Source organism: Clostridioides sp. ES-S-0048-02 (assembly GCF_020658495.1).
GTDB lineage: Bacteria > Bacillota > Clostridia > Peptostreptococcales > Peptostreptococcaceae > Clostridioides.
Genome location: NZ_JACVWH010000005.1, coordinates 169817 through 192346, shown reverse-complemented (window position 1 = coordinate 192346; position 22530 = coordinate 169817). Strand labels below are relative to the sequence as shown.

Below are 22530 nucleotides of genomic sequence, written 5' to 3'. Positions count from 1 at the left end.
GGGGTGGCTTATGATTTCAGTAATCGATGTGTGTATTATAGTAGGATATTTGCTGTTAATGTTGGTTATTGGTTATTATTCAGGAAAAGATAATAAAAATCAAGAAGATTATTTCTTAGCAGGTAGGTCAATGCCATGGATTCCAATAGCTTTGTCAGTTGCTGCTACTATGATTAGTGCTAATGGATTTATAGGGGGGCCTGGATGGGCATATATGGATGGAATGTATCCAGTAATGGTTAACATTACAGTCCCTTTAGCAATATTTTTTGCACTGAGCATTACCACCCCAGTTATTTATAGATTAAAAATAACATCTGTATATGAATATATGGGACTTCGTTTAGGCAATTATTCAAGGGGCTTAACTATTATTCAATTTTTTATCAATTCATTGATTCAAGCGAGTTCTATGGTGTATATACCAGTACTTATTATTCAAATAATCACTGGTTGGTCACTTTATATTTTGGTTCCAATAGTTGTATGTGTAGCAATTATATATACACTACTAGGGGGAATTAAAGCAGTTATATGGACTGATAGTATTCAAATGTTAGTAGTAATAGGTGCTGTATTTATAGTAAGTATGACAGCACTAAAAGGAATGAATCTTGGCTTTTTTGATACATTGCAAATTGCACAACAGAGTGGTAAATTAAATACATTTGATTTTAATATGGATGTTTCAATTACAAATACTTTTTGGGCTACTCTGATTGGCGGAACTGTAATGTGGATAAGATATTTCTGCTTTGACCAATCTCAAGTTCAAAGAGTTTTGACATCTAAATCTTTAAAAGGAGCCAAAAATTCTTTTGTAGTTAGTGCATTTGTTATGAATTTAGCTTACTATTTTATGTTATTAGTAGGAGTGATTTTATTTGTTTATTATAAGGGAAGGACATTTGAAACTTCAAATGAAATAATGATTACTTTTATTTTGAATGAACTTCCAGTAGGGGCAATTGGAATTATTATTGCTGGTGTATTTGCAGCGGCGATGTCTAGTATTGACTCTATATTAAATAGTATGACAACTGTTTTTACAAAGGATATTTATGAGTTTTATTTTAAAAAAGATAATGAGGAATCGTCATTAAAAGTCACGATGATTATAACAATGATTATAGGTATTGTTATGACATGTTTTATTATTATGGGATTTGGAGGAAGCATCAAATCAATTCTTGACCTTGTTGGTAACTATATTTCATATTTTGCTGGTCCAGCTACGGGTGCATTTATATTGGCTATGTTTACATACAAAACTCATGATAAAGGGGTATCTATTGGTTTTATCATAGGATTAGTTTTAGGATTTTTTATTTCTAATAAATATAATGTGAGTTGGTTGTGGAATCCAGCAATAGGTGCTACAATAACATTAATATTTGGATATATTTTTAGTATCATTTTAAAGAATAATCATAATATAGAAGATATTAAAAAATATACTGTATTTGGTATGAGAAAAGAACTTATTTCACAAGGAATAGATAAAGTAGATGGAGTGTCTGTATTGCCATTTTCTTTAGGTAAACAAGAGTTAATTGTGTTAGTTTTTTTCGTTGTCCAATATATAATCTTATTTTTAATACAATTTTAATGAGAAATGCAAGATGTTTAATAAGAAGTAAAGGGCGTTAAAAAGAAATGCAAGATGTTTAAAAAGAAATACAAGATGTTTAAGGAGAAATACAAGATGTTTAAGGAGAAATACTAAATGAATCAAAAGAAAGTTCATTATAATAAATCGGCTACTTCAAAAGATGTTGCAAAATTAGCAGGAGTATCGCAGTCATCAGTTTCAAGGGCATTTGGTAGTGCAAATGGAAAAGGTGTAAAACCTGAAGTGAGAGAAAAAATTTTCCGTGTAGCAGATGAAATTGGATATGTTCCCAATTTAGTTGCAAGAGGAATGATTAGTGGCAAAACAAATGTTATAGGATTGATAGTTGGTGATAATCTAGGTCCGTTTTACAACAGAATTATTAACTTATTCGTGGAAAAGATTCAAGAAATAGGTAAACAGTGTCTTGTTTTTAAGGTTCCTAGACAAGAAAGAATAGATAATATAATTTCAAGAGTAATTCAGTTTCAAGTGGAAGCTGTGATTATTACAGCTTCAGCTATGAATAAGGTAATGGCTGAGACATGTGAAGAAAATAATATTCCTGTGATTCTTTTTAATCGTTTTATACCAGGTATAAAAATAAGTACAGTTTATGTAGACCCAATTGAAGGTGGAGGAATGGCTGCTGAATACCTAATTGATAGGGGACATAAAAATATAGGATACATTCAATTTACAAGAGAAACAAGTGAGGAAATGGAAAAGAAAATTGGATTTTATTCTAAATTAAGACAAAACGGAATTCACAATCTTAAAGAAGAATCTGCAAATTATGATTATGATTCTGGATATGAAGCTGGAAAGAGAATGTTAGCATTATCAAGTCCTCCAACAGCAATTTTTTGTACAAGTGATTTGATAGCTATGGGTGTAATGGATGCTGCAAGATTTGAGTATAAATTGAAGATACCAGAGGATTTATCAGTAATGGGATATGATGATATTCAGATGGCTTCATGGAAAAGTTATAGTTTAACAACGATTAGACAACCATTAGACTTATTAATTGGAAAAACGATTAATATACTTAAAATCTTATTAGAAGAAGATGATTGTGAGCCAGTAGTTGAAATGCTTAAGCCTGAATTAATTAAAAGAGATTCTACCATTTAGGATAAAATTATATTAAAGATATACTAATAATACTGTATAAACAAGAAAAGTATTCTTCAAATTCAAAATGAAGAATACTTTCTTGAATACTTGTGATTAATTTAGTAAACCTATATTTATAGTATATTTTTTTGTTTATATTATTTGTTTAATAAAAGTCTCAATTTATTAAGTACAGATAATTTTATGCCACCACCTACTTGATATACTTTTTCTGAGTTTTTTTTATCTAATATATTTTCTTGCTCTTTATTTAAACTACTTGTGGCTATTACAACTGGCATATTTTCCTTTGAGGCAAATGGACCTACTGATAAAGCATCAATCAGATTATTTTCCTTAGCTAATATCACCCCATTTATGCTATTATCTTTATAGAAACGTTCAATAACATGGGCATTAGTTTCTTGTCTGTCATTTCCAGCAATTCTATTTTTTGATACATCATTTGAAGTTACATTATTAATTTGTTCTATAGCTTTTTGAGAGATTTTAGTTTCCCCACCTATAAAGTAAGAAGTTTTTATTTTTTTAGATTTAATATAATCATATGTATCTTTATCTAAACCATCTTTTTGTGTAAGTATTATAGGAGAGTTATTTTTTCCTGCTACTGATGAAATAGAGAGTGCATCAGCTTCTCCATCTCCAGCACTTACATATATTGTATCAATATTGTTATTACCAGACATTTCTTTAGCTATATTTAAAGACGTTTCATATCTTGATTTCCCACCTATTCTTTTTACATTCATAGATTTATTAACACCTTTTAGTTGGTTAACAACTGAATTGGATATTGAAGCTTCACCACCTACAACTATTACATTAGATGCTTTTAATCTTTTAATTTCATCCATTGTTGATTTATCTACATTATTTCCATTAGAAAGTAACATTGGTGCATTTTTTGTATTTGCAAGTGGAGTAGACGATAATCCATCTACTAAGTGCTTATCAGTACCGTTTACAAGTATTACAGTATTTGAAGTTTTCCAGCCTTCTTTAGATACTTTTACTGCTGTTTCGAATCTGTCATCTCCAGTCATTTTTTTAGATTTTACATTAGTGTCTAGATTATCCCATAAATTTACTCTATCCTCAGGAGCTACATACATACCATCATTCTTTGTTATATTATACGTTTTATAGAATTCTTCGAAATTTGATAAGACACGATTTACTCTTAAAGTATTTGGACTATGCTCATCTCCTGTAGAGTTCTTTGCATATTCTCTTGTGTATAATCTAGTATATGACTTTGCATAACTCTTGAAGAACTTATCATAATTTGGATTTTCCATCTTTGATAAAATTTCCAAGGCTGCTCCTACACCACCTATATCTGCAATATTTTCACCTAAACTTATCTTACCATTTGCTTTTACACCTGGAGCTATTTCCCATCCATCATAGAAATTAACTACATCATTACAACGTTCTTGAAATTCTCTGTAATCATCCTTAGTCCACCAATCATGTTCTTTCCCACTTGAATCATATTTGGCTCCACTGTTGTCAAATGCATGAGAAATTTCATGACCTATTATTGCACCTATTGCACCTAGATTTTCTTCTCTTGATGCCTTTGGGTCATATAAAGGTGCTTGTAAAATACCTGCTGGGAAAGTCATTGCATTATCATACATTCCATACACTGCATTTACAGTAAATGTTGCTAAATTAAATCTATCTTTTGGTACTACCTTACCTGTATCTTCAGCATCCTTTTTTAGACGTGGAAGTTTAAAAGCAGTTATATTATCAAAATAATTTCCACCATTTTCTTTACTTTTAATGTCTACATTTTCTGTATCAGATTCCCATTTATCAGGATAGCCAACTACAAATGTCATTTTATCAAGTTTTTTTATAGCTTCTTTTTTTGTAGATTCACTCATCCAGTCAAGTTTTTTAATTCTTTCTTTATATAATTCTACAAAAGATTTAATCATATCTTCAATATCTTTCTTTGATTTTTCAGGAAAATATTTCTCTACAAATAATTTTCCAAGATATGAATTGAACCTTTCTGATGTTAATACTGATGCATCTTTTTCAGTTATTTTACTTTGTGAAGCATCTGCACCAGGATTAAAATTTTCAGCCCAAACATTTAGATAGTTTTGGTCTAAAAATTGCGCATTTTCTTCAGAAAGTTTTATTTTAAAAAGTGTTTTTAAAACTTCTAAATTGTTATTAGTGTATGCCTTATTAAATAGTTCTAAATCTTTTGGATTCATTAGCTTGATTTCTTTAGGAAGATTAGTATATCCAGCAGCAGTAAGCATTTTAGACAACTCTAAGTTTGGCATTTTTTCTTCCATCTCTTTTAAAGTCATCCTCTTATCAATATTTTCTTCACCTCCAGATACTTTTTTTACAAAGTTTATATACTCATCAACATGCTTACTAGCTTGTGCTTCACTTTCTCCACTTAAAATTAACAGTTTTTTAAAAAATGTTTTACTATTTTCTATTACCTCATCATTTGAATAGGAGCTAAATAAATGTGTATCAGCTATTGTTCCTATATATAAAGCATATTTTGCTTCACCTACATTGTCTTGCATTAAAGAAAGAGTAACCAAACCACCAGTTCCTATTTCTTCAAGTGATTTTTTTTGAATATCACTAAGTTCTTTTACATTCTTTGCTTTATCTATAGCATCAAGATATTTTTTTATTGGTTTATTTCCAAGTTCATTTCTGCTTTTCATGTCTAGTATATTAAGATAGAAATCTTTAATCTTTTGCTCTTCACTACCTTTTTTATGATTCCCTTCTACTATCTTTTTAATAATAGCATTAATTTTTTTTGTGTTCTCATTTTCAATATCAACATAACCACCAGATACTGCTTCGTCACTTGGAAGCTTTGATTCTTCCAAAGACTTTTTATTTACAAAATTATAAAAATCATCATTTGGATTGCTACCTTTAAATGCCCAGATACGTCTAACCATAGTATCAACTTCTCCTACAGTCATAACATCACTACCATGAAGTTTTTTGTCTTTAGTGTTAACCATAACTCCACCCTTTATTAAGTTATCTATATCAGACTTAGCAGAAACAGGGATATCTGTAAAACTTACATTTTTATCTGCCACTCTTTCATTTTGACCTTTTGGAGCTGATAAAGTTCCAAAAGCTCTACTTATCATGATAAGACCATCTAGTCTATTAACTTTTTGATTTTCTTTCTTTTCGTATCCAGACAGGATTTTCTTTTTATCTATATTAGAATTATATGATTTAGCTGATTGTAAAAGAAAATCAGCTAGTTGACTATATGTAGTACTACTAGTTTTAATTTCTTTTCTACTTTTAGATTGTGTTGTTTTTTCTGACTTTTCTATATTAGTATTACCTTGAGCAGTTTCTTGTGCCTGAGCAACTCCTGTAACTAGTGTAGTCATAACCATTCCTGTAGATATAATTTTTGCATTTAATTTTTTATTCATGATATTTTCCCCTTTTTATATGTATTATTTATGTGTTTAACATTTAAAATTTACTTTTTATTAGTGTCTTATATATTAGTCTATTGGTATTTATATACAAAACAATATCATAGTAATGTTAATCTTATGTTTACAGGAAGATAGCATTTATTATTAATCATATAAATAAAAAGAGACAATCTCTAAATGATTCTTAAAATCAGATAAGAGATTGTCATGTTTATATTAAGAGATTATCATATTTACATAAGGATAAAGTTGTGTAGCTTTAATATACAAAAATCTAATTGCTATAGATGTAACTGATAAAGACGAATCACAAATATAGGATTTTGAAGAAAGAATAGAGTAGTCAGAGGCTATAAAATTAATGAAGAGGCTGTAGGTAAATTTGTTTTTACACAAATCTATCTACAGCCTCAAGACATATCATCTTAAAGTATTTTGGTACATTTTAAATATTGAAATTCTTTTTAAGATTAATTATTAATTTTAATGTAAGAATTATTTAAAATACTATCAAATTAATTTACAGCTTCTTTTCCTATTAAATCTTTTAATTCTTCATGAGTCATAGTTTCTTTTTCAAATAGGAACTTAGAAACAGAATGTAAATCTTCAAGATTATCCTTTAACATCTCTAAAGTTTCCTTATAACAACTTTCAACTATACGATTAGCTTCTTTTTGAATTTTATCACATAAGAAAGTCTTATCATTTCCATCAATAGTCATAAATCCTAAGTTACTCATACCATACTCACAAACCATTTGGTTAGCTATCTCAGTAACTTTCTTTAAGTCATCCTTTGCTCCGGTAGATTTATGATTAAATATTAATTCTTCTGATGCTTTTCCAGCAAGTAATATTTTTATTTTTCCAATCAGTTCATCTCTAGTATAAATATATCTATCTTCATCAGGTAATTGAAGAACATAACCTAATGCTTGTCCTCTAGGTACTATAGATATTTTTTGTATAGGACAAATTCCAACGATATCACTTACAAGAGCATGTCCAGCCTCATGATAAGCTACTATCTTTTTCTCTTTTTCAACTAATGAAGAGTTTTTAGATTCTAATCCTGCAATAACTCTTTCAAGTGCTTTGTCGAAGTGTTCTGCTGTAATATATTCACTGTCATCTCTAACTGCAAATATAGCTGCTTCATTTGCTATATTTGAAAGATGGGCTCCGTTGAAACCGTGAGTTTTTTTAGCTAAAAGTTCTAGATTTACAGATTTGTCTATAGGCTTGTCATCTGTATGTACCTTTAGAATTTCAAATCTAGTGTGATAATTTGGTGCACCTATATGAATGTGTCTGTCAAATCTTCCTGGTCTAAGTAAAGCTTCATCTAATAAGTCAAGTCTATTGGTAGCACCTATTATTAATACATTGGAGTCTTTATTAAATCCATCCATTTCAACTAAAAGTTGGTTTAACGTTTGGTCTTTCTCATTGTTACTTTCAAGATGTCTTTTTGCTCCTACAGCATCTATTTCGTCTATAAATATTATACTTGGAGCTTCTTTTCTAGCTTTTTCAAATAGAGTTCTTACCCTTTTTGCTCCTACACCTACATATTTTTCAACGAACTCAGAACCTGTAACATTGAAAAATGATGAGTTTGTTTCACCAGCTACAGCAGATGCAAGTAATGTTTTTCCTGTTCCTGGAGGACCATAAAATAATACCCCTTTAGGTATTTTTGCACCCATTTTTTGATACTTTTGTGGAGACTTCATAAAATCAACTATTTCAAATAGTTCTTCTTTTACTTCATCTAATCCAGCTACATCTCTAAATGTAGTTTTTGGTTTTGTAGAAAGTGAATCATCTGTTTGATTTTCTCTTTCCATTTTTGTCTGTGCAAAGACAGGAACTGGATTGTTAATTTTTTTAAAAAAGTTGTTTAGCATTTTCATATTCACACCTCAGGTAATTAATTATTGTTAATCAATTTTATATTTTCCATATTTACTATTTTTTATTATTTATTTTTTATGGAAAAAATATACATGCAATCTAAATAAAAATAAATTCATAAATTTAACTGAAAAAAGTCATTTATAAATATGTGCAAATTAACTTTATATACTAAAAAAATACGACAAATCAAGATAAAATTGAAATGATGAAAAAACCATAATATAGATATTAAAGGATGTAAAGTAAAGTATTCAGTATAAAATTGGCTAAAGAAGTGTTTTTAGGTATTTACTATATAGAGTAGTAGGATAATAAAAGATTTTAAAGTTGAAGTTTGAATTTTTTTAATTAAATTTTGAAAAATAAGAGCAAAATAAATAGTACAAGCATATAATAAGTATTAGGAAGAAATAATTAAATGCAAATACGATGTACCTTATAATAAATATATGTAGGTTTAAATAAAAAAGCAGTTAATTTAGTAAAAATTTATTAAACTTAAAAAAATAGTTGCAAAAAATTTGATAAAATGATATAGTAGATAGGGTAAGAATAAAACAAAGAAGAAGTCCGCTTCTCACCTTACGCCGATGGTTAGTAAGGTAAATATAAGTTAAAGCTTAATAGTAATTTAAGCTTGTTTAAATTTGGTAACTTATATTGCGGATGATTATGTCATCCGCTTTTTATTTTATATTTTATAAAAATTTTGGAGGTGTCCTACAATTAGCAAAGAATTAGCAATCAATGAACAAATAAAAGACAAGGAAATAAGAGTCCTTTCACCTACAGGTGAACAACTTGGAGTAATGCCTACTAAAGAAGCTCAAGCAATGGCTACTAGTAAAAACTTAGATTTAGTTCAAATCTCGCCAAATGCAAATCCACCAGTGTGTAAGATAATGGATTATGGAAAGTTTAGATATGAGCAAGCGAGAAAAGATAAAGAAGCTAAGAAAAAACAAAAGACTATAGTTGTAAAAGAAGTAAGACTTAGACCAGGTATTGAACAAAATGATTTAAATACGAAAGCTAATAATGCTATAAAATTCCTTAAAAAAGGGGATAAAGTCAAAGTTGAACTTAGATTTAGAGGTAGAGAACTAGGACATAAAGATATAGGTAGAGAAGTTATGTTAAAGTTTTTAGAGATAATAAAAGAGTTTGGAGAACCAACAAAAGCCCCTGCATTTGAGGGTAATAATATGGTTGTAATTATAGATCCAAAAAAATAGATGATTAACTGAGAGGAGGAATTTGTCATGCCTAAAATGAAAACTCATAGAGGTGCAGCAAAGAGATTAAAGAAAACAGGAACAGGAAAGTTAAAGAGAGCTAAAGCTTATAAAAAACATATATTAACTAAAAAATCTGCAAAAACTAAGATGAACTTAAGAAAATCAACTCTAGTAAGTGATGGAGATGCTAAGAGAATAGCACAATTATTACCATACTAGGATAGGATACGGATTATAAACAATAACTATAGAAGAGGGATATAAAAGGAGGTCATAACGATGGCAAGAGTTAAAAAAGCTATGAACGCTCGTAAGAAGCATAAAAAAATATTAAAACTTGCAAAAGGATTCAGAGGATCTAGAAGCAAATTATATAGACCAGCAAATACATTCGTAATGAAGGCATTAAAAAATGCTTATATAGGAAGAAAGTTAAAGAAAAGAGACTTCAGAAAACTTTGGATACAAAGAATAAATGCAGCAGCTAGAATGAATGGAATATCTTATTCAAGATTAATGAATGGATTAAAATTATCTGGTATTGAAGTTAACAGAAAAATGTTATCTGAAATGGCTATACAAGATCCAGATGGATTTGCTAAATTAGCAGAAGTTGCTAAAGCAAAATTAGCTTAGTATTAAATCATGATAAAAAAAGTCCTTGAATTATTTAAATAATTCAAGGGCTTTTTTTATTTTTTGAATATTATTTGTTTATATAAAATTTTTAATAAACTTGATTAAATATTATCAATATAATAATATTATCTTATTAATAATAATGAGGAGGTAGTATAATATGAATGATAAACTTATGGATTGCTTCATAAATCCAGTTAAATGCAAGTTGTTACTTGAGATTTATTCAAATAAGCAAACTACAGCAAAGCAATTAGCAGAGAAGTTTAAGGATATATCACAAGCTACACTTTATCGTTATCTTGATAAAATGTTAAAGGATAATATTCTAAAGGTAGTTGAAGAAAATAAAATACGAGGAACTGTTGAAAAGGTATATGCTGTTAAGTCAGATATTGATGATGATGCAAAAAAAATGATAAATGAAAACTCAGCAGAAGCATATGTACAGCTGTTTACTCAATATATGATGGCATTTATGAAGGAGTTTTATGATTATGCTAAAAGAGAAGAAAAAGATATTTTAAAGGATGGCTCTGTTTTTTCTGTCTGTCCAATATATGCGAATCTAGAAGAAATAACTGAAGCAGCTAGAAAGATCGGTGATATACTAGAACCTTTAAGAAATAACTCATCAGGAGAAGGACGCAAAATGCACTCTATAGGATTAATAATTGCACCTCCTAAAGAAGAATAAAGTAAAATTGTTGAAGTGCAGTGTAAACAATATATAAGCTAGTATGATTAAATAAAATATTGAGGGTAGTTTTAAAATAAAGATAGCAGTTTGATTTCTATATCAAATTTCTATTTTTATTTTAGCATGTTAAACTTTACATAAGTAATAAGTAATAAGTAATAAGTAATAAGTAATAAGTAATAAGTAATAAGTAATAAGTAATAAGTAATATTTTTATGTTAATTTATAAAATTTATATGATGAATTGATATAACGTGATATAGGTTATATTTAAGACTACAACAAAATATAAGTATTTAATTTTGATTTAATTTTGGTTGTTAGGCAAGTTATAACTATATTCCTAGTAAAAGACAACGTTGTACTTTAGATAATAAATAAAGCTATTTATAGTCCAAAAAATAAGTTTTGTTAGTATATATTGAAATGTATATCAAGCTGACATGTAAAGTGATATTATATATTTAAGGAAAAAATTACAATATCTATAGGCATATATTTAAAGCAAAGGGGTTGAAACATATGAGATTGATTACACGTTCTGATTTTGATGGATTAGTTTGTGGTGCATTATTAAAAGAAGCAGGTATTATTGATGATTGGAAATTTGCTCATCCTAAGGATTTACAAGATGGGTTGGTTGAGGTGACAGAAAATGATTGTCTTGCCAATGTACCATTTGTAGAAGGGTGTGGTCTTTGGTTTGACCATCATTCTAGTGAATTTGAGCGAAATGAGCTTAAAGGAAGGTATAAAGGCGAAAGTCGTATTGCTCCTTCTTGTGCAAGAATTATTTATGAGTATTATGGTGGAAATGAAAAATTTTCTCATTTTAATGAAATGTTAGAAGCAGTAGACAAAGTTGATTCTGGAAATCTTACTATAGAAGAGGTACAAAATCCAACTGGATGGATTTTAATTGGTTATCTTATGGACCCAAGAACAGGGTTGGGGCGTTGGAGAAACTTTACTATATCTAACTATCAATTGATGGAAAAGTTAATTGATGCATGTAGAACTTTAGATACAGAAGAAATTTTAAATCTGTCAGATGTAAAGGAACGCATAGAAGTTTATTTTGAGCAAACAGATAAATTTAAAGAAATGGTTGCTAAATACACACGTACAGAAGGAGATGTTATTATTTCTGATTTACGTGGAGTAGAGCCAATTTATACAGGTAATCGTTTCATGATTTACAGTATGTATCCAGAACAAAATATTTCTGCTTGGATTGTAAATGGAAAGGGTGGGAAAGGGTGTTCTGTAGCTGTAGGATATAGTATTTTAAATAGAACTTCAAATGTTGATGTTGGTAGTCTAATGCTTAAGTATGGCGGTGGAGGTCACAAAGCTGTTGGGACTTGCCAATTTAATGATGAACAAATAGACGAGTTACTTCCAATGTTGCTTGATGAACTTATAAATCCTAAGAAGTAATGCTCTAATTTATAAAGGATAGTATAAATAAAATAGAATTTCATTGTACCTTTTAACATAAGAAAGTGAAGTGGTACAATGAAGTTCCTATAAGCATGCATATTGAGGATGCTTACATATGCAACAATCATATCTGAGGATATAAAATTACTTTGTATTTCTATATTTTGAATATCAGATAAAATATAGGTAATACAGTCAAAAATACACAAGTCCCTTTATCAATTTTACAACCATTCTGGTTACTTAACTGTTCAAATAATATTTTATACTCGATTTTCTCCATATATTTTAATATCGCTACAATCTCATCATAGCTATCTGTGTTAAATAAAAGTTTGTTATTTGAAGTATCTATTTAAAGTTTTCTAATAGTATATTTAAATATATTATTAAGTATGTTTAAATACCATGACATAAGAAATGAAATGTATATCTTTAAATTATAGATATATTTACAGGTAATAATCTACTAGTCCAATGAATGTTGCTCATAATCCTATAACCTGCTATAGTTTAAAATAAAGCATGATATTAAATTTTATTATAATCTAAAAATTTATGAGGGGGGCTTTTATGAAAATAAAATTTATTATAATGGTATTGATAGTGTTTTTAGTGGGATTGCTTGTGGCATGTCAAAGTACTAAAAATAAAGAAACTAAAATAGAAGATACAAAAGTTAATGTATCAGATACAGAAGTAAAAATATTAGGAACAGGTGATTTGCATTCAGTTGTGACAGATTCTCTAGTTTCATATGTAAATGAAGAAAGAGCAAAGAATGAAAATATACTTATGGTAGATGCAGGGGATTTTTTTGGTGAACAGAGTAAAGAAATGTGGGAATGGACCTCTGGCAAAAAACTAGTTAATATTAGAGAGAGTGGTACAGCAGAATATGAAGACATAGTTAAGAATAGTCAAGATGAAGTACCTATAGTTAAAGACATGATACCATTGAGATATGATGCTGTAGTACTTGGTGATAATGAATTTATTTCAAATGATAAGCAAGGTCTTGATAAATTAGTTTCTGATTTTAAAAATAATAATATACCAGTAGTATCAGCAAATATATATGAACAATCTGGAAAAAACTACATACAACCATATGTGATGAAAAATGTTAAGACAGATAAAGGTGATGTAAAAGTAGGAATACTAGGTCTTACTATAAAAGAAGTGGGGAAAAGTTCAGGATTTGAAGATATTGAAAAAGAAACTAAATCAAGAGAACTTGGAGAGCAAGCTGAGTATAAAGGTAAATTATATGCAAATGATTTAGTAGAAGATGCAAAGAAATGGATAAAAGTGATGAAGAAAGAAAATCCAGATATAGTAGTTGCAGTTGTACATTCTGGGGAAGAATCTAAGAGTTCTGATAATACAGGAAATAGAATAAAGGAACTAGCAACTACAGTAGATGGAATAGATGCAATAGTAGCAGGTCATACTCATAAGAAAATAAAGCAACATACATATAAAAATAAATCTGGGAAAGAAGTAATTGTTACACAACCAGGTTCGCATGCAGATAGTGTGTCAGAGATTAGCTTTAAATTAGATAAGAAGAATGGTAAATGGGATATAAAGAAAAAGGCTAGCAAATTAAAAATAGTTGATAAAGAAATAAATATAGTTGCTACTGCAGATTTACATTCACATTTTTCTGACAAATTATTAGTAAGCCTTGTTAATGAACGAAGTAAGCCAATTGAACCTGTTGTAGTAGATGCAGGAGACTTTTTAGACCCTCAAACAGATGAAATGATTGAATGGTATAAAGAGTGGAAGGCTATAAGGGATAATAATACTGATACAGTGATTAGTAGATGCCCAATGGCAATAGCTATGAATCAGGGTATGTATGATGCAGTAGTACTTGGCAATCATGAGTTTGTATCCGAGAAAGATGAATTTTGGGCAGATGAGCGTCTTTTAGATGCCGTTGTAGAAGATTTTGAACAGACAGCAATTTCTGTATTATCAGCAAACATATATAAACAATCTGGACAAAACTATGTTAAACCATATGTCATACAAGATGTGGAGACAAATGAAGGAAATGTAAAAGTAGGAATATTGGGTCTTACGATAAAAGAGGTAGGTAAAGGTCTTAAAAATGTAAATTTACAAGAGCAATTTCAATATAAAGGTAAATTATATGCAAATGATTTAGTAGAAGATGCAAAGAAGTGGGTAAAAGTGATGAAAGAAGAAAATCCAGATATAATAGTTGCAGTTGTACATTCAGGAGAAGAGCCTAAAAATCCCAAGCATCCAGGAAATAGAGTAAAAGAACTAGCAACTACAGTAGATGGGATTGATGCTATTGTTGCTAGTCATACTCATGAAAAGATAGATGAACATGACTATAAGAATAAGTCTGGAGGCAAAGTTATAGTGACACAACCAGGTGAACATGGTAAATATTATTCTAAAATTACTTTTAAAGTGAAAAAAGAAAAGGGTTCATGGGTTATTAATGATAAATCTAGTAAAACAATTGAGGTTGAATAATTTTAGCATACTAGAGTAAGCCTTGTTTTGTAACTGAAAAATATCAAGAACTATATGTAGATTTATTTAAAAAGGAATTTACATATAGTTTTTTTAGTATAATAAACAGTACAAACTTATATAGTAAAGATAAGGTATAAGAGTAAATTTTATTATCATCAAAAAAATTAAGGGGGAGGCTTTTATGAAAATAAAATTTATTATAGTTACATCAATAATATTTCTAATAATATTATTAGTGGGCTGTGAAAGTACTAAAGATATAGAAATCAATGTACTTGGTACAAGCGACTTACATTCAATAGTCCCAGAAAACCTAGTTTCTTATGTGCAAGAAGAGAGAAAATACGATGAAAACTTGCTAATGGTCGATGCAGGCGATTTTTTTGACATACAAAGTATTGATATGAATGGATGGTTTACTGGTCAAAAACTAGTACGATTTAATGATGGTATGCCGGAATTTAAAAAAATAGCTGAGCCACGTGAAGGAGAAGTTCCTATAGCTAAAGAAATGGCAAAATTAAAATATGATGCAGTTACATTTGGAAATCATGAGTTCGTTTCTAATGATAAGCAAGGTCTTGATAGGTTAGTTTCTGATTTTAAAAATAATAACATACCATTAGTGTCTGCAAATATATATGAGCAATCTGGAAAAAACTATGTAAAACCGTACATAATGAAAGATGTCAAAACAGAAAAAGGGAATGTAAGGGTAGGAATACTAGGGCTTACTATAAAAGAAGTAGGAGAACGTTCAAGATTTAAAAGCTTTGAGCAAGATAAAAAAGCTAGAGCACTTGAAGAACAAGCACAGTATAAAGGTAAATTATATGCAAATGATTTGGTGGAAGATGCCCAAAAATGGGTAAAAATCATGAAAAAAGAAAGTCCAGATATAATCGTTGCCATTGTACATTCAGGTGAAGAGCCTAAAAATCCTAAAAACCCAGGAAATAGGATAAAGGAGCTGGCAACAACAGTAGAAGGAATAGATGCTATTGTAGCTGGTCATACGCATGAAAAGATAGAGCAACATACATTTAAAAATAAATCTGGTGAAGAAGTGATAGTGACACAGCCTGGAGCTCATGGTGATAGTGTATCAAAGATTAATTTTAAGTTGGATAAGAAGAATGATAAGTGGTTTATAAAAGATAAGCATAGTGAATTAAAGGTATTTGGAAAAGAAGTAAATATAATTACGACATCTGGTTTACATTCAAATTTTTCAGATGAAATGGCAGTTAGTTTATTTAATGAAAGATATAGAGCTGTACAGCCAATCTTTGTTGATACTGGAGACTTTTTTGATGCTAATACAAAAGAAATGACTAGATGGTCTAAAGAATGGCAGTATAATACAAAAAAAGGTATTCATAAAAGAATAAACGAATGGCCTATTGTTTATCTCGGCTATGATGCTGTAGTACTTGGTAGTCATGAACTTCTATCTGAAAAAAATGATTTTGAAGAAAAAAAGTCTACATTGGATTCTATTATAGAAAACTTTGAGGAAATGAAAATTCCTGTTTTATCAGCTAATATATATGATGAGTCTGGAGAAAATTATGTAAAACCTTATATAATGCATAAAGTTGAGACTAAGGAAGGTGATATAAAGGTTGGAATATTGGGGCTTACTATAGATAAAGATGAAAAAAATACCAATGATTCGAGTTTAGAAAAAAATTCTAAAAAAACAAATAGATTATATACTAATGACTTAGTGAAGGATGCAAATGAGTGGGTAAAGGTTATGCAAAAAGAAAATCCAGATGTAATTGTCACAGTTGTACATTCAGATAGTGATAATATAAATTTAAAAAATCCAAGTAGCGAGATAAAAAAACTTGCTACTACAGTAGATGGAATAGATGCTATTGTAGTTGGGCATACCAAAAATAAGATAAAAGAACGTACCTATAAGAATAAGTCTGGAAATAAAGTTATAGTGACACAATCTAGTGAAGATGGAGAGTATTATTCAAAAATAAGTCTCGAATTAAGAAAAGAAAATGGGACATGGAATATTATCAATAAATATAGTAAGGCGATAAAAATGAAGTAGAACAATAAATATTAAGTGAGACAATAAAGATGAATTAATACAATAAATAAGTAAATTGATAAAGCAGTAAATCAATAAAAACAAAGCAAATTTATACCATAATTATACAATTAGGTACAATGTAATATTAGATTTATTAGTAAGAATATATTTATATAAAAAATATATTTGAATATAGTTAAAACACTAAAAAATAGTATACTAAGATGAAAGAGAAGAACCTTTATATTTGATGTTCTTCTTTTTTCTATTTACAAACCTTTTTCTATTTACAAACCAGTAAAATTATCTATAAAGAATCGAATATATTTTTCCTTTACATTTTTTGTTTATTATAGTCTTTATACAGGGACATTTGAGTTGGAATAAAAATTATAAGTTATAAATTTTTATAGAATATATAAACAAAGCAAGACACTTTAATATAATATGAGTGCTTTGCTTTGTTATTTTATACATGTAATTGTCTGTTATTTTTTATAAGTTTTATTTTTAATATTTTTCTACATACTTTTATTATTATATATACTTATTAGATAAATTTAATTCCATATATTGGATATACAAGCTATTATTTAAACATACTTATTATATGATATAATATTATAAGTATAATTAAATTAAAATATCTTAATAAAGGAGGAGATTAAATATTTGGCATCTATACAACAGTCTATTAAAGATTATATGGAGAAGTATTTCAATAAAAAATTAAACTTACAAGAAAGACTTTTTTATCTTTTTTGTTTTGCTGGAGTTGTTTGTTCCTTTTTAGCCTTTGTTGCAGCTCTTTTTAGTAATCTTCCTAGTATATCTGTATGGGGAAGTTTTTCTTGTTTTTGTATCATGTCAATATTGGCAATCTATTCTCTTAAAACACAAGATATTGATAGAGGGTGTCTAGTAATTAATATAGGGCTTAATATATTCTTATTTCCAGTACTCTTTTTTATAAGTGGTGGAGTGGATAGTGGTATGATGTTTTATTTCTTGTTGGGAATATGTGTTATATCATTGACTCTTGATGGTCTTAAGAGAATAGTTATGATATTTGTATCTACACTTGTGTATAGTATATGTATATTTTTGGCATTTAATTACCCAAACTTAATTGTGTCTATAGGTGAATCTCGTGCATCAGATACGATAAGTAATTTTATTATAGTTTCATTGTTTTTATGTATAGTAATGATTGTGGTCTTACAAGAGTATTCTCATGAGCGTGATAAAGTATATAAATTGAACCAAAGACTTGAAAGGCAGGCAATTATAGATGATTTGACAAAGTTGTATAATAGAAGATATTTAATACAATATATGTCCGATATATTAAAAAAGCCATTGGAAGAAAGAATTATGTCCATTGTGTTATTTGATATAGATGATTTTAAAAAAATAAATGATAAATATGGTCATCTATGTGGAAATAATGTATTAATTCGATTTAGTGAGATTTTAATTGAAGAGGTTGGAAATGATGGAATTGTTTCAAGATATGGAGGAGAAGAGTTTATAGTGGTAATGCCTAGCTTTACTAAATCTAAAGCGGTTGAGGTAGCAGAGCGTATTCGCATACATGTTTCTAGTGACAAAAAATTATTTGATTTAGTGGATAAAATTACAGTCAGCGGTGGTGTAGAGGAGTATGTTGAAAATATGACTATGGAGAAGATAGTAAAAGGAGCTGATACAAAACTTTACATAGCTAAAAATAATGGAAAAAATAGAATTGTAAGTTAGAGAACGTTTGGTTTAATAGTGTCATCATAGTAGATGCATTTGCCATGATGACACTATTATTTTAATCAATAATACTAAGTACTATTTGTATGTTTCCACTTCCTAATATTTCAGCAAGCTTACTGGTATCTTCAATATACCCCAGTTTAGTGTAGTTATATGAGGTTTGAAAATCTTTATAAAATAGAACCAAACAATCAGAGCCGTAGAGCATAAAATCACCAGTTTTAATATTTTTTACGGATTCTGCATTTGATGGCAAATCTTTTATAAAGTAATTGTATTTTTCGTTTTTATTTAAATCTTTCATATCTATTGTAAGTGGCATTTTTTTTATTAATGCCTGTACAGAGGAATTATTATAAAGTTTCAATACAAAGTCTTTATCTCCAATTTTAAGATTGGCAGTTATAATGTTATTTTTAATTGGTTTATTTTCAGTTGGTGTTATTACTTCTTTTTCTTTATAAGAAATAGGAGTTGCAGTCAAAGTATTATTTTTAGATTCTTGTTTTACTGTTTGTTTTGAGGCTGGAATATTTGTACAACCTAATAGTGCAAAGCTACAGAGTGCAGTTAACATGAGGGTTATAATCTTTTTTATATGATTACATTGCTTCATATGATTATACTACCTTTCCCATTTGATATGCTTTACTTAATAGATTAGGTAAAGCAGAGATAGAACCATATTCATCTGCACCTGTACCGCGCAAAACATCTTTAAGTGTTGCATTTTCAAAACAATCAATCCAGCCCTGCAATCCTTTCACTGCACCATCCATTGCATGTTCCTCTTTATCAGCAGCAGTTGCTAGAAGATAAATATCTCTAAAAGAATACTCTAAGGGAAATAGTGGATTAGAACGATCAAGTAATGTTTTCATCTGTCCACTCATTTCATAAAAATAGATTGGAGTTGAAAAAACAATTACATCAGCAGTCATCATCTTTTGTACAATCATATCGGCATCATCTTGCATTATACAATGTCCTGTTTTTGTATTCTGACAAGCAAGACATCCTTTACAAAAGTGAATAGTTTTATCATACAAACAGATTTTTTCAACAATATTTCCTGATTCTTTTGCTCCTTTTAAAAATATATCTGCTAACATTTCAGAATTTCCGTCTTTGCGAAAGCTTGTAGATATAATTAAGACTTTTTTGTTCATTTATTTATTCCTCCTCAATTTTTTTTATAAACTTTGCTGGTACACCTCCCACCAATGTATTAGGTGTCACATCTTTTGTTACAACAGCTCCAGCTGCTATAATTGCCCCATCTCCTACTATTACACCAGGAGTTATTGTGACATTAGCACCAACCCAGACACTTTTCCCTATTTTAATAGGTTTTGGGTGCATAGTGCTTCGTTTGCTTGGAGCAAAATCATGATTCAAAGTTGCCAATACTACATTATGACCAATTAACGAATTGTCTCCTATAGTAATACCACCTTGGTCTTGAAATCGACATCCTGAATTTATAAAAACATTTCTACCTATTGTTATATTTTTTCCACAGTCAGTATAAAATGGAGGGAACATGTTAAATGTTTCATCTACCTGTTTTCCAATTAACTCTGAAAATAATGTTCTAATTTCTTCCGGCTCATGATAATGATTGTTTAATTTAGATGTAATTTTCATGGCTTCATTGCTAAGTTCACTCATAAACTGATGTAACTTTGAACCTCCAACAACAGTAAGTCCTTGATTAAGGTGTTCTAAAAATGTATTTAAGTTCAAGTTCATTTTGCACATCCTTTCTGATTAACTGTAAGATTTTTTCAATACTTCTACACAATCCTCATGTGTCATTTCACAAGGATTTGCTGCAAATAAACCTCCCATTGTTTCTCGTGCACTTTTTGCTATTAGATTAAAATCTCCTGGTGTAATTCCATAATCGGACATTTTTAAATCTGCAACCCCACAAGCTTCTTGTAATTTGCTAAGAGCCGTAATAAAATCTTCTGCTTTGTTAGCATCTTTCATTCCCAATGCCTGTGCCATGCGTACAAAGCGTTCATCACAAGCATGTTTTTCTATAAAAAATCCAAAGAAAGCTTTAGAAATCATAATCAAACCTGCACCATGAGGAAGTCTTGGGTAATAACCAGACATAGCTTGTTCTAAAGAATGCTGTGCTGTAGTGACACTGATTGTCATGACAATTCCTGCAATTGTATTTGCAAAAGCCATGTGTTCTCTTGCTTTCATATCATTACCATTTTTTACTGCATGTGCAAGATAGTTGCCTACATTTTCGATAGCAGTTAAAGCATACATATCGCTCATAACACTGGAAAAAGAAGATATATAGCTTTCCACGGCATGGAATAAAGTATCAAATCCTTGATAAGCAGTAAATTCAGGTGGTACAGATTTCATTAATTCTGGGTCAATTATGGACAAAACAGGGAATAAAGAGTCATAACCACCAACACCAATTTTCTCATGGGTTTCTTCATTTGTAACAACTCCCCATTGGTCAGCTTCACTACCTGTTCCAGCAGTGGTTGTAATACAAACAACTGGTAGTGGTTCACTTTGTAATGGTTGAGCCTTTCCAGTACCTCCATTTACATAATCCCATAAGTCACCATCATTTGTCACCATCATTGCAATTGCCTTTGAAGCGTCCATGACACTTCCACCACCTAAGGCAATGATAAAATCGCATTCTGTTTTACGAGCACAGAAAGCCCCGTTCATGATAGAATTTTTATTAGGATTTGCGTCTATTTCATTGAATAACACAAATTCTACTCCTGCCATTTTTAACTGTTTTTCTGTTCGGGCAAGTGCACCATTTTCTTTAGTTGATTTTCCACTTGAAATAACAAGCAAGGCTTTCTTTCCAGGTAGTTTTTGTTGATGTAATTCATCTAAGCGTCCATTTCCAAAGATAAAACGAGTTGGTATATACATATTAAAATTCATATTTTTTTCTCCTTTTTATGTTATTGTTTTTATTAAAATTTATATCATAGTTTCTATACGTTTATTATATTAACGAAACAATATAATAGCAAATACTTATAAAGAATGCCTTCCCATAGTTGACAGGCATAGTAGGGAAAAGTACACTATAAATAGGAGGTATAGATAATGGAACTTAGAGTATTGAGATATTTCTTGGCAGTTGCAAAAGAGGAAAGTATTACAAGTGCAGCTCAATCACTTAATGTGACACAACCTACGCTTTCAAAACAACTTATGGAACTTGAAGATGAACTTGGGAAAAAGTTGTTTTTGCGTGGTAACAGAAAAATCACACTTACAGAGGATGGCTTATTTTTACGTAAACGTGCACAGGAAATAATTGACTTAACAGATAAAACTACTTCAGATTTTAACAATGATTGTGATGATATACGAGGAAATGTTTATATTGGTGGGGGAGAAACAGATGCTATGCGTTTTATTGCCAAAACTGCGAAAGAATTGAAGAAAGAATACCCTCATATCCGTTATCATCTATTTAGTGGAAATGCTGATGATGTAACGGAAAGACTAGATAAAGGGCTTTTAGATTTTGGAATTTTAATCGAACCTGCCAACATGGAAAAGTATGATTATATCAAACTTCCTGTTAATGATGTATGGGGATTGCTTATGAAAAAAGATTGTGAGCTTGCTCAAAAGAAAACGGTATGTCCAGATGATTTGAAGGAAATTCCTATCTTAACTTCACGTCAAACATTGGTTCAAAATGTAATTTCTGGTTGGTCTGGGCAAGATTTTCAAGCATTTAATATAGTGGCAACTTATAATCTTGTCTACAATGCTTCTCTTATGGTAGATGAAGGGGTTGGGTATGCTCTTTGCTTGGATAAGCTAATCAATACAACAGGTAATAGCAATCTTTGTTTTAGACCTTTAGAACCGAGATTAGAAGCACACTTAAATATTGTCTGGAAAAAGTATCAGGTTTTTTCTAAGGCAACTAAAATGTTCTTAAGTAAATTGCAAAGCGAAATTAATAATTTTGTATCAGAATAGAGAGACAGCTATTTAAT

General features: G+C 29.5%; 17 protein-coding genes and 1 other annotated feature. Of the genes, 11 read left to right on the top strand and 6 right to left on the bottom strand.

Going from position 1 to position 22530, the window contains the following annotated elements; all coding sequences use genetic code 11:
- The first annotated feature begins 10 nt into the window (after nucleotides 1-10).
- Nucleotides 11-1609: a sodium:solute symporter gene (locus IC173_RS09105; protein WP_227433492.1), complete on the top strand. Its 1599-nt coding sequence runs from the start codon at nucleotides 11-13 to the stop codon at nucleotides 1607-1609.
- Nucleotides 1610-1726: 117 nt separating this feature from the next.
- Complete coding sequence (locus tag IC173_RS09100) at nucleotides 1727-2749, top strand: LacI family DNA-binding transcriptional regulator (protein ID WP_227433491.1); 1023 nt, start codon at nucleotides 1727-1729, stop codon at nucleotides 2747-2749.
- Between the two features lie 140 nt (nucleotides 2750-2889).
- Here the strand turns inward: IC173_RS09100 and IC173_RS09095 are convergent, their stop codons facing one another.
- Entirely contained in the window at nucleotides 2890-6216 is a 3327-nt protein-coding gene (locus tag IC173_RS09095) for a cell wall-binding repeat-containing protein (protein ID WP_227855440.1), read from the bottom strand.
- A gap of 524 nt (nucleotides 6217-6740) precedes the next feature.
- Entirely contained in the window at nucleotides 6741-8144 is a 1404-nt protein-coding gene (locus IC173_RS09090; RefSeq protein WP_227433489.1) for an ATP-dependent metallopeptidase FtsH/Yme1/Tma family protein, read from the bottom strand.
- A gap of 558 nt (nucleotides 8145-8702) precedes the next feature.
- Nucleotides 8703-8845, top strand: a sequence feature (ribosomal protein L20 leader region).
- Between the two features lie 28 nt (nucleotides 8846-8873).
- On the opposite strand from IC173_RS09090, the gene infC reads away from it, so the two are divergent.
- From infC to IC173_RS09050, 8 genes are all read left to right on the top strand, one after another.
- Nucleotides 8874-9383 (top strand): translation initiation factor IF-3, encoded by a 510-nt coding sequence (infC, locus tag IC173_RS09085; RefSeq protein ID WP_227433661.1) that lies wholly within the window; start codon nucleotides 8874-8876, stop codon nucleotides 9381-9383.
- Nucleotides 9384-9410: 27 nt separating this feature from the next.
- Nucleotides 9411-9605, top strand: a complete 195-nt coding sequence (rpmI, locus tag IC173_RS09080) for a 50S ribosomal protein L35 (protein WP_003418222.1) — start codon at nucleotides 9411-9413, stop codon at nucleotides 9603-9605.
- Nucleotides 9606-9665: 60 nt separating this feature from the next.
- On the top strand, nucleotides 9666-10022 hold the full coding sequence (rplT, locus tag IC173_RS09075; protein WP_227433488.1) for a 50S ribosomal protein L20: 357 nt from the start codon (nucleotides 9666-9668) through the stop codon (nucleotides 10020-10022).
- Between the two features lie 163 nt (nucleotides 10023-10185).
- Entirely contained in the window at nucleotides 10186-10722 is a 537-nt protein-coding gene (locus IC173_RS09070) for a helix-turn-helix domain-containing protein (protein WP_227483023.1), read from the top strand.
- Nucleotides 10723-11247: 525 nt separating this feature from the next.
- Complete coding sequence (locus IC173_RS09065; protein ID WP_227483022.1) at nucleotides 11248-12165, top strand: exopolyphosphatase; 918 nt, start codon at nucleotides 11248-11250, stop codon at nucleotides 12163-12165.
- A 576-nt stretch (nucleotides 12166-12741) separates the two neighbouring features.
- Nucleotides 12742-14688, top strand: coding sequence for a metallophosphoesterase (locus tag IC173_RS09060; RefSeq protein ID WP_227433485.1), 1947 nt, complete (start codon nucleotides 12742-12744; stop codon nucleotides 14686-14688).
- 184 nt (nucleotides 14689-14872) lie between these two features.
- Entirely contained in the window at nucleotides 14873-16762 is a 1890-nt protein-coding gene (locus tag IC173_RS09055) for a metallophosphoesterase (protein WP_227855439.1), read from the top strand.
- Between the two features lie 846 nt (nucleotides 16763-17608).
- The gene (locus tag IC173_RS09050) at nucleotides 17609-18502 is read left to right on the top strand and encodes a diguanylate cyclase (protein ID WP_227855438.1); all 894 of its coding nucleotides are present in this window, start codon (nucleotides 17609-17611) and stop codon (nucleotides 18500-18502) included.
- A 61-nt stretch (nucleotides 18503-18563) separates the two neighbouring features.
- On the opposite strand, the gene IC173_RS09045 is transcribed toward IC173_RS09050, so the two are convergent.
- From IC173_RS09045 to IC173_RS09030, 4 genes are read right to left on the bottom strand one after another with little or no spacing between them, the layout of a single operon-like run.
- Nucleotides 18564-19124 (bottom strand): cyclophilin-like fold protein, encoded by a 561-nt coding sequence (locus tag IC173_RS09045; RefSeq protein WP_227851432.1) that lies wholly within the window; start codon nucleotides 19122-19124, stop codon nucleotides 18564-18566.
- Nucleotides 19125-19128: 4 nt separating this feature from the next.
- Nucleotides 19129-19677, bottom strand: coding sequence for a flavodoxin family protein (locus IC173_RS09040; protein WP_227855437.1), 549 nt, complete (start codon nucleotides 19675-19677; stop codon nucleotides 19129-19131).
- Nucleotides 19678-19681: 4 nt separating this feature from the next.
- Entirely contained in the window at nucleotides 19682-20254 is a 573-nt protein-coding gene (locus tag IC173_RS09035; protein WP_227824794.1) for a DapH/DapD/GlmU-related protein, read from the bottom strand.
- A 24-nt stretch (nucleotides 20255-20278) separates the two neighbouring features.
- A complete protein-coding gene (locus tag IC173_RS09030) occupies nucleotides 20279-21451 on the bottom strand; it encodes an iron-containing alcohol dehydrogenase (protein WP_227834743.1) in 1173 nt (390 codons plus the stop codon).
- 168 nt (nucleotides 21452-21619) lie between these two features.
- Between IC173_RS09030 and IC173_RS09025 the strand changes: the two genes are divergently transcribed.
- Nucleotides 21620-22513, top strand: a complete 894-nt coding sequence (locus IC173_RS09025; protein ID WP_227433479.1) for a LysR family transcriptional regulator — start codon at nucleotides 21620-21622, stop codon at nucleotides 22511-22513.
- Nucleotides 22514-22530 lie beyond the last annotated feature (17 nt).